Annotated in this window: 5 protein-coding genes; all 5 read left to right on the forward strand. The window is 69.4% G+C overall.

The window, feature by feature from the left end; all coding sequences use genetic code 11:
- Positions 1-11 precede the first annotated feature (11 nt).
- The 5 genes from ACFYWX_RS34250 (at position 12) to ACFYWX_RS34270 (ending at position 16,102) form a co-directional block, all read left to right on the forward strand.
- Positions 12-374, forward strand: a complete 363-nt coding sequence (locus ACFYWX_RS34250) for a hypothetical protein (protein WP_358520471.1) — start codon at positions 12-14, stop codon at positions 372-374.
- Entirely contained in the window at positions 371-1,030 is a 660-nt protein-coding gene (locus ACFYWX_RS34255; RefSeq protein ID WP_358520468.1) for a nucleotidyl transferase AbiEii/AbiGii toxin family protein, read from the forward strand. The genes ACFYWX_RS34250 and ACFYWX_RS34255 overlap by 4 nt, the downstream gene beginning before the upstream one ends.
- A 678-nt stretch (positions 1,031-1,708) precedes the next feature.
- Positions 1,709-7,690 carry a DEAD/DEAH box helicase gene (locus tag ACFYWX_RS34260; protein WP_389428721.1) on the forward strand — a complete coding sequence of 1,994 codons (5,982 nt, stop codon included), beginning with the start codon at positions 1,709-1,711 and terminating at the stop codon, positions 7,688-7,690.
- Positions 7,691-7,695: 5 nt separating this feature from the next.
- Positions 7,696-10,026, forward strand: coding sequence for a hypothetical protein (locus ACFYWX_RS34265; protein WP_389428833.1), 2,331 nt, complete (start codon positions 7,696-7,698; stop codon positions 10,024-10,026).
- 88 nt (positions 10,027-10,114) lie between these two features.
- On the forward strand, positions 10,115-16,102 hold the full coding sequence (locus ACFYWX_RS34270) for a hypothetical protein (protein WP_389428722.1): 5,988 nt from the start codon (positions 10,115-10,117) through the stop codon (positions 16,100-16,102).
- Positions 16,103-16,247: the final 145 nt, after the last annotated feature.

A 16,247-nucleotide genomic window follows, 5' to 3' on the forward strand; every position in this document is an offset into this window, starting at 1 on the left:
ATACTGGATGCATGGACACGACGATCACCGCCCCTCGTGCTGAGGTGCTGCGGGACCGCTACCGCAGCCGGCTGCCCAAGCGCTTGCAGGAGCTGGCCGGCCCCGTCGAGGGCAACGTGGACCTGCCGCTCCACATCGTCTGGTCCGGGCGGACGAGCTACAGCCTGGACCGTCCGAAGTCCCGCATGACGCTCTACCGGACCGTCCTCGCCGAAGGACTGCGTGAGGACCTGGTGGCTCTCCTGCACCACCGGCTGCTCACCGAGCAGTGGCCCGTCCTGCGGCGCTTGATCAGCCCCTACATCCGCGAGGTCTGGGAAGACGCTTTCCCCGAGCTGCTCCGCACCGCTCCGGCCGACACGACCGCCGCGTGAAGCTCACTCCGCTCCACGAGCGTCTCCTCGCCGACATCCTCGACCTCGGCTCCCCCTACCCTCTGGTCCTCACCGGCGGATACGCCGTGCAGGCCCACGGCCTGGTCGAACGCTTCAGTCGTGACCTCGACGTCGCCACCGAGAACCCTGCTCCGATGCAGGAGATCGTCGCCTCACTCACAGCGGGTCTCAGCGCGCGCGGATGGCGGACCACGCACGTCCAGACTGATCCGCTCAGCGGCCGTTTCCTCGTCACCGATCCGGACACCGGCGAGGAGTGCGAGGTCGACGTCCTCAAGGAGGCGTTCTGGGCTCCGCCCGCTCAGACCCCCTACGGCCCCGTTCTTTCCCTCGATGACGTGATCGGCACCAAGGTCCGTGCCCTCGCCGACCGCGGCACCGTCCGTGACCTCATCGACGTCCAGGCTGCCTCCCGCCACCGCTCCACCGTCGACCTCGAATCCCTGGGCCGCCGTCGCGCCCACGACGAGTTCAGCCTCGAAGACCTCCGGGACCGGCTCATCGGCGCGGACTGGTACGAGGATGAGGACTACACCGCGTACGGGCTCACCTTCCGGCAGATCGAAGAACTCAAGGCGTGGGCGCTGGAGTGGGCGGAGGATCTGGGTGCGCGGATCCATGACGAGAACGCCTGAGAGGCGGTCATCGTGTCCATCCCCTCTACCACCGTTGCAACGAGAGGATGCGGTGTAGCCAGCAGGTTCCACCCCGGAGCCGTCCACGGCGGTGGCTGCCCTGCACGGCGGATGTGCAGGGCAGCCGAGCGATACACCGCAGTGGACTCACGGCGAAACCGGTCTGCGGTAACGGTCAAACACTGCATCCCACTCCCATGCCCAGTCCGGGTCCCGACGGTGGAACTCGGTAACGGCCAGCTCGAAGAATTGGTCGGAAGGCTTCCGGCTGGATCCGGAAAGTCTCGCCGAATCCCTCGGCGTCACCCCGCTGTCGAAGTCGCGTGTGGAGGAGGGGCATGGACCCGTCTGTAGTGAAGGCACGCCGCGAGCGGGGTCAGCAAATGGCGGGGGAATGCGCGAAGGGGTGATGGCCGCGGCAGCGGAAGAGGCCGCGTACTGGACGGGCGAGCACGCCGATCTTTCACCACGTGCCCCCTATGTGCCAGTTCGGCTCGTGGAAGCTGAACACCGTCACGCCTGTCCGTGTCCGTCTGACGCCCACGAGATTTCTACTAAAGGTCCGTAACCTTCTGAATGAAACTATGATGTAGGCCACGTCCCGGTCTCCAGGGGAGGGAGAGCCGAGGGAGCGGCGCGGTCGAGCATCGGCCGGGGCTGTGTGCAAGGGGGGTGTACATGCCCGAAGGGCAGACGGTTTCTGCGGCGTCGCGGAAGGTTGCAGAGCTGGTCCGTGCCTTCTCGTCCGGAATTTCTGAGCGGGAACTGGTCGTCGAGGCCAAGAGGCAGTTCGGCACACTGCCGGAGCAGCGGTTAATCAAGCTGGTCGCCGAGGCGGTCCGCGGAGGTCTGCTGATCGCTTCGGGGGACCTTCTCCTGCCTGTTGCTCCGCAGGAACTGGTGCGCCCGGCACAGGTGGCGTCCGAACGGCGCCAGCCAGGCGCTGAGTCCGCTGTTGCTGCACGGTTGGACGAGACGTCCGTGCTGCGGACCGTCGCGCTCGACGTCGAAAGCGTCGTACGGACGACGGCGACCGCTCCCTACTTGGAGCGGCACGTTTACGAGGCGGCAGCGGTCAGGTTCGGCGCCGATCGTGAATGGGTCGCTGCGGCGCCCCGCTGGCGGCGGTACCTCAGGTTCCCTGGTGACACTGAGGAGTTGCGTGACGGCAGCGTGCGGGACGCTGTGCTTGGCCAGGGGGTATCCCAGCAACAGGCGTGGACGGAGCTGCGTGACTTCCTGTCGGACGCCGATGTCGTGGTCGCCTATAACGGCACGACACTGGACTTTCCCGTCGTCTGTGAAGCGGCGAAGGAGGCCGGTACCAGCGATCCGCTCTCCGCCGTGCGCCCCGTCGATGCCCTGTACCTCGCGCACGCCATGTGGCCGACAGCCCCGTCCCACCGACTTCAGGACCTGGCGATCCAGCTCGACGTGTCCCGTTCGGGCCTGCGTGCCCATACTGCGGACAGTGACGCGCTCTTGCTGGTGCGCCTCCTGGAGCGGGCCGCCGCCGAGTTCGCCTGCAGGACGGCCGAATTACGCGGTCTCATCGCCGATGTCTGCCCCGACTCCGACGCGTGGCGACTGCTGCGGGAACTGGCCGAGGGCGAGGCTGCCAATGATCGAGAGCCGCAAGTGTGGGAGCACGCACACGTGACCCGCCTGTTGGGTGCCGAGTTCGGGCAGCACACGCCGCGTCGAACCCCTGGCGGAAGAGCACCGGGCAAGGGCGCCGTGGAGGTGCCGGACGTCTTGCGGGGCGCCGACGGACGGGTCGAGCCGACCGCTCTCGCCCGGGTTGTGCACGGCGCCCGCGTTGAACCCCGGCCCGCCCAGCAGGAGATGACGGCGACGCTGCACGACTGGACCGACCGCGGAGTCGGCGGCTTGCTGGAAGCGCCCACCGGCACCGGAAAGAGCTATGCCGTACTTGCCGCCGCGCTGGACTGGCTCGCCGGTGGTGACAGCCGTACCGCTGTCATTGCCACGTACACCAAACAGTTGCAGAGCCAGATGGCGAAGGACGTCCAAGACCTGGAGCGGGCCCTGCCAGGCATCCTCGGGGTCGCCGACCTGGTCAAGGGCAAGTCCAACCGGCTCTCTCTCGCAGCCCTGACGAAGACCCTCGCCGAGGCCACGCGTCGGCGCCGCTCCGCGGGCACCGCCCGCGCCCGCTTCTCCCAGCGGATCCGGTTCCGCGAACTCGCCGTCTTCCTCGCGCTGCGCCTGCTCGCGGCCAAGGAGCCCCCGCAGTCCTGGACGGCCAGATCGGTCGACCCGGTGGACCTGCCCGCCTTCTTCATCGACTACATCGGGCGCGGCCTGCCGCTCTGGCTGGAGTCGCTGTCCCAGCGCGACGGTGACTATGGCCCCGCCGCAGGCAATCCGCTCACTGTGCACACCGACACCGTCCGGGAGTCGATCGACAGCCACCGCCTCATCCTCGCCAACCATGCACTCGTCCTCTCCCACTTGGACGACCTGCGTGCCGTCGGACCTGAGGTGCTCCTCGTGATCGACGAGGCGCATGAGCTGGAGAACGCCGCCACGTCCGCGCTGACCGTGACCGTCAACTACCAGGACCTGGAAGCTTTGCTGCCGGAGTACCAGGCATGGATCGCGGACGCGCACCTGGGCACCGCCAAGGAGCAGGCCGCCGCAGCGATTGCAGACCTCGAACGACTGCTCGATGATGAACGCCTTCCTCGGTTGGCGGCGCAGGCCCTCGACGCCCAGGCCAAGGGCGTGGGCGTACGCATCGGCAGCCGGGCGACCACGCTCGCCAGCCCCTACGTCGGCACCTCCGGCACCCGGCACACCCGGCGGCTGTCGGTGGTGCTGGAGAGCATCGCCAAGGCGCTCGTGTTTTGTCGCATCACGCTGGAGCGGTACGTGGTCCAGCACGCTGCCGGAATCGATCCCCTGGTACGCGAGCGCCTGACCGCGCTCGCGGAGCACACCGAATCACTCACTACGGCCCTCGACCGGATCACGGCCGACATCCGCGCCTTTCTCGACCCCGCCCTCACCCTGGACGAGGCTCCGCCTTCGCGCGTCATACATCTGGAGGAAGCGGACGAACCCAAGGCGGAACTGCGGTCCTACCGCTTCCGTGTCGCCACCAGTCCCGTCGATCTGCCCGCAGACCCGGAGTGGCGGCGCTACCTGGCGTCCTTCGACCGTGTCTACTACGTCTCCGCGACCCTGCGTGTCGCCGGGGAATGGGATTTCATGCGGACCCGACTCGGGTTGCCCGACGATCTGCCGACGCTGTCCCTGCCTTCCCCGTTCGCCCTGCGCAGCCAGGCCGAGGTCGTGTGCTTCTCCGACTTCCCCTCCTGGGCGGAGCAGGAGGAGGGCGCCCTGCGGACCGTCGCCCACCACGTCGCCGGATTCGCCACCGAAATGACACGTGGACGCGCCGACGGCAACGGCTTTGATGGCGGCGGCGTGATCCTCACGACCGCTCGCTCGACCGCCGCGGGCATCGGCTTCCACCTCGTGCAGGAGCTGCGCTCCCGCGCCCTCGACACCCCGGTCGTCGAGGCGCTCACTCTCGGCAACGGCCGGGCCTATCAGGCCTTCACCGACCGACGGGATGGCGGAGGGTTTCTCGTCGGCACCAAGGGACTCTGGCAGGGGGTCGACGTCTCCGACGCCGAGCGGCTGCGTCTGGTGTGGATCAACAAACTGCCCTTCGCACCGTTCGCCGCTCCGATCGTGGAGGCCCGGCGCGCGGCGGTTGCCGAACGCGCCGAGCAGGCCGGCCACCCCGATCCGGAAGGTGCCGCCACCGAGCACTACTACCTGCCGCTCGCCGCGCTTCAGCTGCGTCAGGCGGTGGGCCGGCTCATCCGCTCCGACCGCCACCGTGGCGTCGTCGTCATCAGCGACCGCAAGCTTGCGGGAGCAAGCAGCCTGCGTCGCTCCTACCGGCGTGCCTTCCTCGGCAGCCTCGATGACGGACTTCAGCGCCCCGACCCGGAAACCGGCGACATCGGCGGCGGCAACGTCGCCACCATGGCCGAAGGATGGCGTCGCATCTGGGAGTTCATGGCGGCCCACAACCTCCTGGACCCCACCCGGGCTGCGGAGCTGTGTACCGACGAAGCCCTCGAACGACAGACCCTCCTACCGCACACCAGGCGCATCCGTGAACTGGCCCTGACCACAGAGGAGACTCAAAAGCTGCGGGAACAGGGCCTGCTCGTGGAGGAGATCAAGGACCGCTGCGCCCGCATCGGAGGATTGCTGCGGCTCGTCGACGAACCCGTGGCCCTCAAGCCGGCCCAGCAGGCCGTCATCGCCGCCGTGACCGAGGGGCGCAACGTACTCGGACTGCTTCCCACAGGCTTCGGCAAGAGCTTCACCTTCCAGCTGCCCGCGCTGGTCCTGCCCGGCGTCACCGTGGTCGTCAGCCCGCTCGTCGCTCTCATGCACGACCAGGCACTCGAACTGAACCGGTCCATCGGTGGCGCGGTCCGCGCACTCATCTCCCCGCTGCGCGAGTCCAGCAGCAGGGCTGGCAAGACAGAAGTGACGGACCAGCTCCTCGGTCGGGCCGACCACGGTATCCGCCTGGTCTACGTCAGCCCGGAACGCCTGTGCCAGCGGCGCTTCCGGGAGACCGTCCGCGCGGCCGCGGCGGCGGGCCGGGTGACCCGGATCGCCGTGGACGAGGCACATACCCTCCCGCAATGGGAGGACTTTCGGCCCAGCATGCGCCGGGTCAGCAGGTTCCTGGACGAGCTGCGCCGGGACCACGGGGTGGGGGTCACCGCGGTGACCGCCACCGCCAACAGGGCCGTCCACGAGGCGCTGCGCGAAGGGCTGTTCGGTCTGCCCACCGAGGTCCCTGAGCCCGCCTCGGCCGAGGCGACCGCCGAAGCAGAGCATCCCGGAGTCGTCGGTGGGCTTTTGACGGTGCGCGAGAACCCGATCAGGCCCGAACTCGCCGTCTTCCGCCGCTCCCTCGACCGACTCGGACAGGGAAGTGTGGCAGGGCTGGTCGAGCGCGTCGTCGACGCGCTCGACGGTCACGCCATCTTCTACTGCCTCACCGTCAAGGAGGTCAACACCCTCTACACCCACCTGCGCGAGTACGTGGGTGACGCTGGCGTCCGCGTGCTGCGGTTCCACGGCCGTCTGACGGAGGCGGAGAAGGCGGCCGTCATGACTGAGTTCCGGGAGGCGCCCCGGGGAGGCGACGACGGCTTCGTCCCGGTCGTGGTGGTGGCCACCTCCGCGTTCGGGCTCGGTGTCAACCGGCCCGACGTACGCACCGTGATGTGCGTGTCGCCGCCTACCGACCTGGCCGCGCTCTACCAGCAGTTGGGTCGGGCGGGGCGGGACGGCGCGGGCCGGGGGACGGCCGGCGACGGCCCCGTCAACAGCGGTCTCGCCCTCGCGACGAGCCGGGGCCTGCGCATGGTCCGTTTCATGACGGGCCAGGAACTGCCCACGTCGCTGCTCCGGCGCATGGGCAACCTTGTCCTCGCCCAGCGGGACGGCACGCTCGATCCGGTGCGGCTGGCCGACCTGCTGATGGCCGAGGACGCCGCGAGCGGTGCGCTGAGCGAGGCTGAGCTGGACGACCGGCACACCCAGGAGCGCTACCAGGGCGGCATCATGCGGGCATTCAGCGCGCTCGCCGACCTCGGCGCCGTCGAGGACCTCGGCGACCACCCACCGTTCTGCGCGGTCAAACCCGGCGACCTCCGACCGGCCGGCCACGGCGCAGGACAGACGCCTACCACTGCAGCGGAGCGCGACGAGGAAGCGGCCGGGTCCGTGCGGCTGGAGCAGACCGTCATCGACACCGCCCTGTCCTGGGACACCCCACGACAGGTCGACGTCCGAGCTCTCGACCGGGAACTCGCCGCCCGGTGCCCCGACTACCGCTCGGTCGCCGATGGACCGTCGGCGACCTGGGAACTGCTCGCCGACCTCCACGACCGTGGGCTCCTGGACGTCTCAGCGGCACCCAGCCGCCGCCTGGTCACCGGTCTGACCACCCGCACCGGCACCCTGCCCGACGGGTTCCTCCCGCTGCTCGGCCGACGCGGGCGCCGGGCCGCCGAGGAACTGGCCAGGCTCCGGAACTTCTTCGACGCGAGCACGGTATGCGCCCAACGGGTCTTCGCCGATTACTTCGGCGTCAGCGACCTGCCCGAGGGGTGCTGCACCACGGCCCGCTGCCGCTGCTCGGCCTGTTGGGACACCGGCCGCTGGCCCGTGGAGGAGCGGCGCCCTGCCGTCGCCCAGGCATTCGACAGCCCGCGCCCCCGCGAGGGAGGCGGTGCCGACACCTCACTGCGCGACCAGCGCGTCGACCTCCAGGTCCACCGGCTGCTGCAGCTCCAGCCGCAGGGCGCACACCCGCGCCGGCTCTGGCACGCACTGCGCGGCGACGAATCCTCCTACAACCCGAGGAATCGAAAGATGATCCCCCTGCCGAAGGCGATCCGGGAAAGCCGCCACTTCGGCGGTCGTGCGGATCTGTCCTATACGGCGGTGGGCGCGAGCCTCACACGGCTGGCCGCAGCCGGAGCCGCAGTCGAGGGCCCGGACAGCCTCTGGCGAGCTGTCCGCCCAGTCCGACACATGAGATCCCGCCGGGCGGGAAGCGGACCCGAACGGAAGGACAGCTGGGCGTGACCACGATGATCAGCACTGGACCGGACATCTGGCGGCCGTTCGACGGCGAGCCTGTGCTCACTCCCGCCATGACCGGCGGACACCGCAGCACACCCGCCGAGGAACTGGAACGGTTGCGTCGCTACCTGGAGGCGGTCGTGTCCGACCGCGTGTGTCCGGTGCACACCGCGGTCGCCTTCAATGCGGCCTATTTCGGCTACGAGCTCAGTGGCGAAGGTCACGGCAACGGCCCCTTCGACCTGGACGCGTTCCCCTCCCTGACGCTGGGCGACGAAGTACCGGCCTTGCCCGTCGGGGCACTCGTTCGCATCGAAACAGGATCCGACCCGCTGTACGCGGAGATCGTCTACAAGGAGGGCCGCCACCCCGGCGTCGAAGAGGGTGCCGACGTACCCGCGTGGGTGTCCGGGGTACCGGCCGGTGTCCGAGGACCGAGCGAGCTGTCGGAGGCACCGCACCCAGTGCGCCGGGAGCTGCTGGTCCCTGATCTCACGGCGTTCGGCCCCGCGCTGCAGCTCAGCGAGGCGAAGTTGCAGCGGTTCCGGTCCCGCCAGAAGTGGCTCAACAAGGACGGCCACGTCGTCGTCGACGCCCGCTACGGCTCGGCGCCGCACGCCGGGCTTGACGACTGCACCGCCTTCGTGCAGCATCTGCTGACCCACCAGCGCGAAGCACTGCTGAGCCCCCTCGTTCCCGCGTCCGTCGCCCACCTGGCCGGGGGTGGCACGGAGGAGCGGCTGAAGAGCGCCCTCAGCGGGCTGCTGGACACCGTCGATCACGCCTTGCGCACCAGCGACAGTCTGCGCAGCTGGGGCCACTACGCACTGACCCGTACCCGCATCGGGGCCGCCCTGGGCCACGACGGGCCGCTGGGCGGCGACGACCTGAGAGCCCTCGCCGGCTCCCTGGAACGCAGTGCGGCCCCTGCCACCCACCGACGGCACGGCGTGAACGGTTCCCGCACCGTGTACACGGCGATCGGGGCGTGGCTGCGCGGCGTCGACGGTGCCGAACCACTGCTGAGCGGAGTGGAATACGCGGTCTCGGTGTGCCGCGCCAACCTGGCGGTCGCGGATTTCGTCCGGGGAGACACGGACAACGGCATACGCGCCGGGAGCGACGTACGGATCACCCTCGACGACGACTTCCAGAACGGTGGCATCTGGCGGTCCCACCACCCGGGCTCGGAGGAGGCGGACGACAGTGATCCGCTACGCCCAGCGGGACGCGGCTGGCATGACACGGTACATCCACCCGCGCCGCCTCGGCCTGTCGCGGTGCCGCACGCACAGAGCGTCCCCCGAGAGGAACAGCCGGAGGACGAACGGTACGTCGATGCCGAACCCGCGGACACCCCGCTCGCGGACGGTGACCGGATCGGTCCGCCGAACTACCTGAGGATCAACGACAGCGAGGTCTGCTGGCAGACCCCGCTGCGTCTCGCCCACCTCATGGAGGACCGACTGCCGTTGAGCCCCAGGGCCCGGGACGGGTTGGCATATCTCGGCACGGATACCGGCTCCGTGCGCGTACGCCTGGAACTCAGCCATCCCGGCGGCGAGCTCGACGCGTCCGAGGAGGTCCAGGAGGTGCTTCTGGACCTCACCGATGAGACCGGCATGCTCCGGAACGTCCAGTGGCCGATCGATTTCTTCCCCGGGCTGTGCCTGTACATCCAGTGGCCGCGCGGCGGTACCGTCTTCCGGGTCCACACCGTCGAACTGGAACACCCCGTCGACATCGACGGGCAGCTCGTCGCGCATCGCTACGACTCGGGAGTGCTCACCCGGGAAGGAGCGCCGGGTAGTGAGCGGGACGGCGACTCGTCCGCCGGCCTCGACACCCGGCGTCTCGTCCTGCGTACCGTACGACGCTTCGGCCGCCTCACGCCCGAGGGACATGCTCTCCTTGACCGGGCCGCCCTCCCTCGAGGCGTCTACGACACAACTCCCGCCCCCCAGCAAGTCACCGCACTGGAGCAGGCCGTTGACGAGCTCCTCGCCGAACACCACCTGTACCCGGCCATCGGCAGCCGCGGTGTGGACGGCGAGCCCCACCACCCTGCCCGCGACGGTGAGCCGCCCATCGCCCTGATCGGTTACGCGCCGAACCCCGTAGTGGTGCCACGACCGGGCTCGCGTGCCGGCGCGCCGCCGCAGGTCCACGGCGTGGAGCACTTCGTCCACGGCTTCCTGCGGAGGCTGCCCGCGGGCTCGAATCCGACCGATGCACAGCGCGCTGCCTACCGCGAGCACTGCCGCCACGTCGGAAAGGCGGACGGCTGGGAACTGCCACCCGGCTACACCTTCGTCACGGAACACTCTCGCCGGCGCTGACCCGCCCCGGCCGGACCGGCCCGACATGCGCGGGCCGCACGCCACACCCCCCGCATCCACATCACAGGAAACAAGAGATCGGGACTGAATGACCGCCAGCTACGCCGTGGTCGCCAAACCACCGTCCTCCCCGCACGGCACACCGGTTGGACTGCTCAAGGAACTCGCCGTAACGCTCGACGGACTCGGCCAGATCCTGGACGCCGCCCTCGACGCCCTCACGGTCGGCGAGACGGAACTCGCGCTGAACTCCCTCGGGCCCAAGGATCGTCAGGCCATCATGAGGGGTCTCGGCTTCCGCAAGGTCGAGCCGCGGCGATTCGGGCGCGTGCTCAGCGAGCAAGTGCTCAAGCGGTTGCAACGGGTGGAGCCGACCCACCACAGGCATGCGGTGTCCCACCTCACCGCCCGGATCATGAACGACATCGATCACGAGGTCGCTGAGCACGGGGCCGCGGGCACGAGCCCCGGTCTCGTGAGCCGCTGGGGCGCATGCCTGCTCCGCCTGGCGCTCTTCTCCCACCTCCAGGCTTCGGCGCACGACGCCCGACTGCTCGTATGGGCCGCGGAACACGACTGGTTCGGTATGGAGGCGGACGAGGCGGCACTGGCCGCGGTACTCAAGGCCGCTCAGCAGGTAATCGACGCGACTCCCGGGTTTGACCACCTCACTGCGCTTGGCGAGGACGCGGCGGCTGAGGAACCACAGCCGACCGCTGCGGTCCCGGCTCCCCGGCTGCCCGAGCACATCTCGGCTCCAGAACTGGCCGAGTCCTCAGCGCAGCAGGGAGAGCAGCCCCCTGGTGAGGGGCGCTCCCTAGACGATCTGGCCTCGGCCGAGGAGGAGCTCAAGCACGTCGTCGAGGAGGCACGAGGCGCCGTCGACCGCGTGCGCGCCACCCTGCTGGACGGGTGCCCGCCCACCGACACTGATTTGGTGCCGCTCGCCGCGGTCGCCCCGGCGTTCTCCCACGTGCGGGGTGTGCTCTCAGAACTCGGCGTCACCGGCGTCACCGATCGCCTCACCGATGTCCTGAGGTCGATCGACGAGGTTCGTGCGCGCGTCGAACGGAAGGAGAGGAACGCCGAGGCCCGTCAAGTGGTGGAGACGGTGACGGCCCTGGGCTGCGCTCCGGACAGTGCGGTGGCCGCGGTGATCGCGGACGCCAGGCACAGCGCGGAGGCACTGCTCGCGAAGCAAGAGTGGGACGAACAGGACGACGCGTGCGCACACATTCTCACGCTGCTGGTGCGCCTCGCCGACATGAAGGACCGGTCCGACGCACAGCAGGAGATCATCGAGCTCCAACAGCAGTTGTCGGTCGCACATCCGCCGTACGCTGTGGCCGCCGTCCTGTACCAGCAGATCACGCTGAGCGAGCACAGGACCCCTCACCCCGACACGGCCGCCGCCCCGCAGGGCGAGGAATCCGCCGAGGTTCCCGAGGCGCCGGAACGGGCCATATCCCCGGAGACGGCCACCGCCGCGCAGGCTGACACCGGCGTGCCTGAAACGCAGGACCACAGCACCGCCGATTGCGTCCCGGCCGAGCGACCTCCCCGGTCCGCCGACACCGCCGAGCAGCAGCCCGCGCCGGAACGGCGGGTCTTCGCCGCCCCCGCAGCGACCGCGGCCGTCGACACCACCACGGAAACAGCCGACGGCACGGAAACGAAGAGCATCGAACCCGTCCTCGCCCGTCTCATCGCCGAGAAGCGCTTCGGACTTGCCGCCCACCTGTCGCAGGCCGCCGACCGCCCGGACACCGAGGCCGCGGTCCTGCGCCTGGCCGCCGCGGCGACACTGCTGCACTCCAGGACCGGCCGAGCGGCTCAGATCATCGAAGAGGCGCTGCACGAGTGGGAGGCCCGTAAGGAGAGCGACAGTGACGCGCTGTCCCTGCTCCTGCTGCCCACGCTGGTCCGGGCAGCCCTAGTGACGGGTGCACCCGTGGTCGGTGCACAGCTGAGGGCGCTCACCCCGCAACTGCCCGATGCCCTGCACGAGGTGGCCACCATGGTGGCAGAACGTGCACTGCAGGGCGCGCTGCTCATCGCGCCGCCCCATGCCGTTGTCGCCGATGTCTCCCACACCGAGGGCGAGCTGCGCGCGGCCGTGGACGCCTGCCAGGCTATGCTCACCGTCCCTCGAATGCGCTTCCAACGGGCCAGCGCCATGGTGCAGCGCTGGCTGGCGCCGACCGGTCTGCTCGGCAGCGTGCTGACCGCAATCGTGGCCGGGGCCCCGGACGCCGAGCACCTGGCCGACGAGCTGCTGGAAAACCTCGCCCGTCGAGCTCAGGTCGAGGCGGCGATCGACGAGATGGACGCTGCGCTGCGCGGGCCGGGCGGTCGTGGCATCCAGGGGTCGGGCCGCAACAACGTCCGCCACTGCCTCGAGCGCGTCCGGGACGCCGTTCGGCAGTGGCGTACGGTCAAGCGCGACCTGGAAGCAGGACGCTCCGAGGAGAATGTGTGGGCGTTCCAGTCCATTGCATCCCTGCGCCTCTCCCTCCTCGGCCTGCGTGAGCGGGTCGCCGACGACCTCACCGCGGCCGAACGCAGCTCCGCCGTCCTGGCGAAAGCCACCGCCTACGTGGCGCGGGACCTGTTCGCCGAGGTCTTCGACGGGCTGGATGCGAATAGTCGACCGGTCGAGACGGGATCCGAGCCGGACGTTCAGACGGTTCTGGACGCCGAGCTCCACAAGGCCGAGTCGGCCGTGCCGGGAGAGAAGCCGACCTTGGACGGCTTGCTGAAGGCAGTGGACCGTACCTGGGACGACGCGATCGAACGGCAGCTCGCCCGTGACGAATTCGGCGTGATTCGCACCATCACGGACCTCGCGGACTTCGACGTCCTTCCTGCAGCCCACACCTTGTCGCTCTCGGAGGAGCGTCGCGCACGCCTCAGCGCGATCCAGAAGGAGCGCCGCGCCGCGCTCGCCGAGAAACATCGGCAACTGGCCGCCCGGCTCCGCCGGTCCCAGGCCGACGAGGCACTCACCGTCGAACAGGACGTCAGCCTCCAGGAGTTGCTCGCCGACGCCCGAGCACACCTGGAGCACGACCGGCCGGGCGAGCTGGCCGCAGTCCGGCGCAACCTCGACCGAGTCGAAGAACTGCTGCCCCGTTACCGTGAGGAAGCCGCCGACCGGCTGCGCGCCCGGCTGGCGGCGCTGACGGACGTGAGCGCGGAGGACCGCGAACGAGTCCTGCGCAACCTGGACACCGACAGCCTGGCTACCGCGGCCGAACTCGTCTACTTCCTCGAACTCGGCGAACCGGTACCCGAGATCAGGTCCGAGGACTCGCACCTGGAGGCGTTCTTCCCCGCCGTGCCGGAATCGTTGCCGGGCGGCATCGACGCTGACCTGATCGCGGCCGTCCGCGCCCGTGGCCGATACGGCGACCGCGCCGTGCTGGACTATGCAGGACTCTCGGAGGAGGAGGCCGAACGGGCCGCCGCGGCCCTGAAGTTGTGGAGCACGCTCGCCGCGACGAAGGACCGTATCAACATCAATCCGCGCGAGAGCCTCAATCCGGCTCTGGCTCTCCTCGGATACGAGGCCCGGCGCGCACGGCCTCTGGACGATCTGCCGCGTGGCAAGGACTACCGGTTCTTCGAACTCGCGCCCGTGCACGTCACCGGCCGTGCCTGGGCGCCCGCGTTCGGATCGCAGATCAAGGACCGTGGCGGCAAGCTCCGCGCCCTGTTGATCTGGGGCCGGCCCGCGGCCAAACTGCTCATCACCCGCGCTCTGCAGGACCCCGACGAGAGCAGTCTGCTCGTCGTCCACTTCGGGACGCTGGACAGCAGAACCCGTAATGAGCTGGCCGCCGCCTCCCAGGACACCAAGCCGATCATGGTGGTGGACGACGCCGCGCTGGCCTACCTCATCGCGCACGGCAACCGGCGGGTGGACGCCACGACCGAGACGCTGCTTCCGTTCTCCGCGGTGAACCCATACATCAAGGAGAAGCGGGGCCAAATCGGCCGGGAGATGTTCTACGGACGGGACCGCGAGCGCAAGAGCATCCACGACCCGGCGGGGACCCAGATCCTCTACGGCGGCCGGGGTCTCGGCAAGTCGGCCCTGCTCGCCGACGCGGGGGACCGCTTCGAGGAACAGCGGCCGGGGGCCTACCGCAAGCTCTACCTCAACCTGGACAAGATCGGCATCGGCCGGGGCACCGCACTCGGTGCCGAGGCCATCTGGCCCACGCTCGACCAGGAGCTGATCAGGCAGGGCGTTCTGGAGGAGCCCCGACGCCGGGGCCCACAACAGGAATCATGGCAGCGGGTCACCGACGGGATCGCCCGGTGGCTCGCTCAGGATCCCGACCGGCGGCTGCTCATCCTCCTCGACGAGTGCGACCGCTTCTTCGAGGCAGACGTTCCCGAGTGCACGGAGACCCGTCGGCTGCGCGGTCTGGGTGAGGACTCGCGCGGCCGGGCCAAGGTCGTGTTCGCCGGTCTGCACTCGGTGCAGCGCTTCACCCGGCTCGCCAGGAACGGCCCGTTCAGCCACCTGGCGCAGACCCCGACGGTCGTGGGACCGCTCGCCCCCCAGTTCGCCGCCGACCTGATCGTGCACCCGATGCGTGCGCTCGGCTTCGAGTTCGCTGACGTCGACCTCGTCAACCGCGTGCTCGGGTTCTGCTCGTACCAGCCCTTCCTGCTGCAGATCTTCGGCAGCAGGATGGTGCAGGTCATGCAGGACAAGCGGGCGCGAGCACCACTCGCGCCGCCTCCATACACGATCGAGGATTCCGATGTCGACGCGGTAGAACAGGACACCTCGCTGCGTTCGGACATCACCGCGGCCTTCAAGGACACCCTTGCCCTGGACGACCGCTACCACGTCATCGCCAATGTGCTTGCCCAGCACGCTCGGGACAACGGTCTGGAAACCCGCCTCAGTGACAGGGAGTTGCGGGAGGAATGTGCTGGCTGGTGGCCCCGCGGCTTCGAGCACCTGGACAGCGAGGGGTTTCGCGCCTATCTGCAGGAGATGGTCGGCCTCGGTGTCCTGGCGCCGAACAACGACGGTCAGGGCTGGCATCTGCGAGGGCCCAACGCGCTGCGCATGATCGGTACCGCCCAGGAGATCGAGGCGCGGTTGCTGCGGGCGGAGACGGAGTCCCGGCTGGAGGAGACCGTTGTCCTGGAGAGCCGTCCGGACCTCTACGACGGCAGGTCCGCCCCGCTCACCGTCAACCAGATCGACTACCTGCTGGGCGAATACGTGAACCAAGTCCGCGTTGTTCTCGGTACACAGGCGATGGGCGTCGCCGATGTGGAACGGACCCTGCGTGAGGTGACGGGCAGGGTGGCGGGCTGGTCCGTGCCCGCCATCGGAAGTGCCAAGACGTTCCGCAAGGAGCTCGCCGCCGGCCGCGCTGGCGAGCGGCGACTGCTCATCAGCGATCTCTCTCTGGGCAGCGAGAAGTCCTGCCGGGAGTCCTTCGACCTGGCCAGGGCAGTGCTGCCCGAGGCCGCCGAGGCGACCCGCTCGGTGGTCCTCGTGTCGGGTGTGGAACAGCTCGGCTTCTGGTCCGGCCTCCTCACCGGTCCCGACGCCGACCACGACACCATCATGGTGCTGCGCCGGCATGACCTGCGCAGCCTGAAGGACTGGACGCAGCGCCACAGCCTGTGCGAGACGGAGGAACGGCTGATGCGTCTGGCGAAGGCGACCGGTGGCTGGCCGTACCTGCTGGACAAGGCGCTGCACCTGCGTGATCGCCGACCGGACCAGGACCGGGTGCTGGCGGACCTGACGTCGTGGCTGGGGCAGAGCAGCGGCGCCGAACAGTTCGTCGATGCCGTGGGGCTGCTGGAGAACGACACCCTCAAGGCCGCCTACGACGGGGTCGTCGAGCAGCTCGGTACCGATTGGCATGACGACGCCTACCTCGTCACCGCGGCCGAGATGGCAGGTCTCTCGTCCGGGGAGGCATGCCGGGCCGTTGTCTGCCTGGAAGCCCTCCAGGTGTTCGACCGGGACGGGACGCGCCTGCGCGTGGAGCCGGTTCTCCATACGGCGCTGGGCGTACTTGAGGCCAAGGTTTGACCAACCGGGTGGGGCCGGGGTTGCGCCTGGCCCCACCGAGACTCGACAAGCACACCCGCGTCCTGTCGGCGGCCACAATAGGAGTGCCGACGGGGCGATCTACTGTTGCCCCTTTCCAACTCGCCTGCCGAGCTTGCTTTGCCAT

Origin of the sequence: Streptomyces sp. NPDC002888 (assembly GCF_042888465.1) — a bacterium.
In the GTDB taxonomy this organism is placed as follows: domain Bacteria; phylum Actinomycetota; class Actinomycetes; order Streptomycetales; family Streptomycetaceae; genus Streptomyces.

Excerpts from the sequence above, each read along its gene's own strand:
- ACFYWX_RS34250 (WP_358520471.1), top strand. The coding sequence starts at position 12 with ATGGACACGACGATCACCGCCCCTCGTGCTGAGGTGCTGCGGGACCGC.
- ACFYWX_RS34265 (WP_389428833.1), top strand. The coding sequence starts at position 7,696 with ATGATCAGCACTGGACCGGACATCTGGCGGCCGTTCGACGGCGAGCCT.
- ACFYWX_RS34260 (WP_389428721.1), top strand. The coding sequence starts at position 1,709 with ATGCCCGAAGGGCAGACGGTTTCTGCGGCGTCGCGGAAGGTTGCAGAG.
- ACFYWX_RS34270 (WP_389428722.1), top strand. The coding sequence starts at position 10,115 with ATGACCGCCAGCTACGCCGTGGTCGCCAAACCACCGTCCTCCCCGCAC.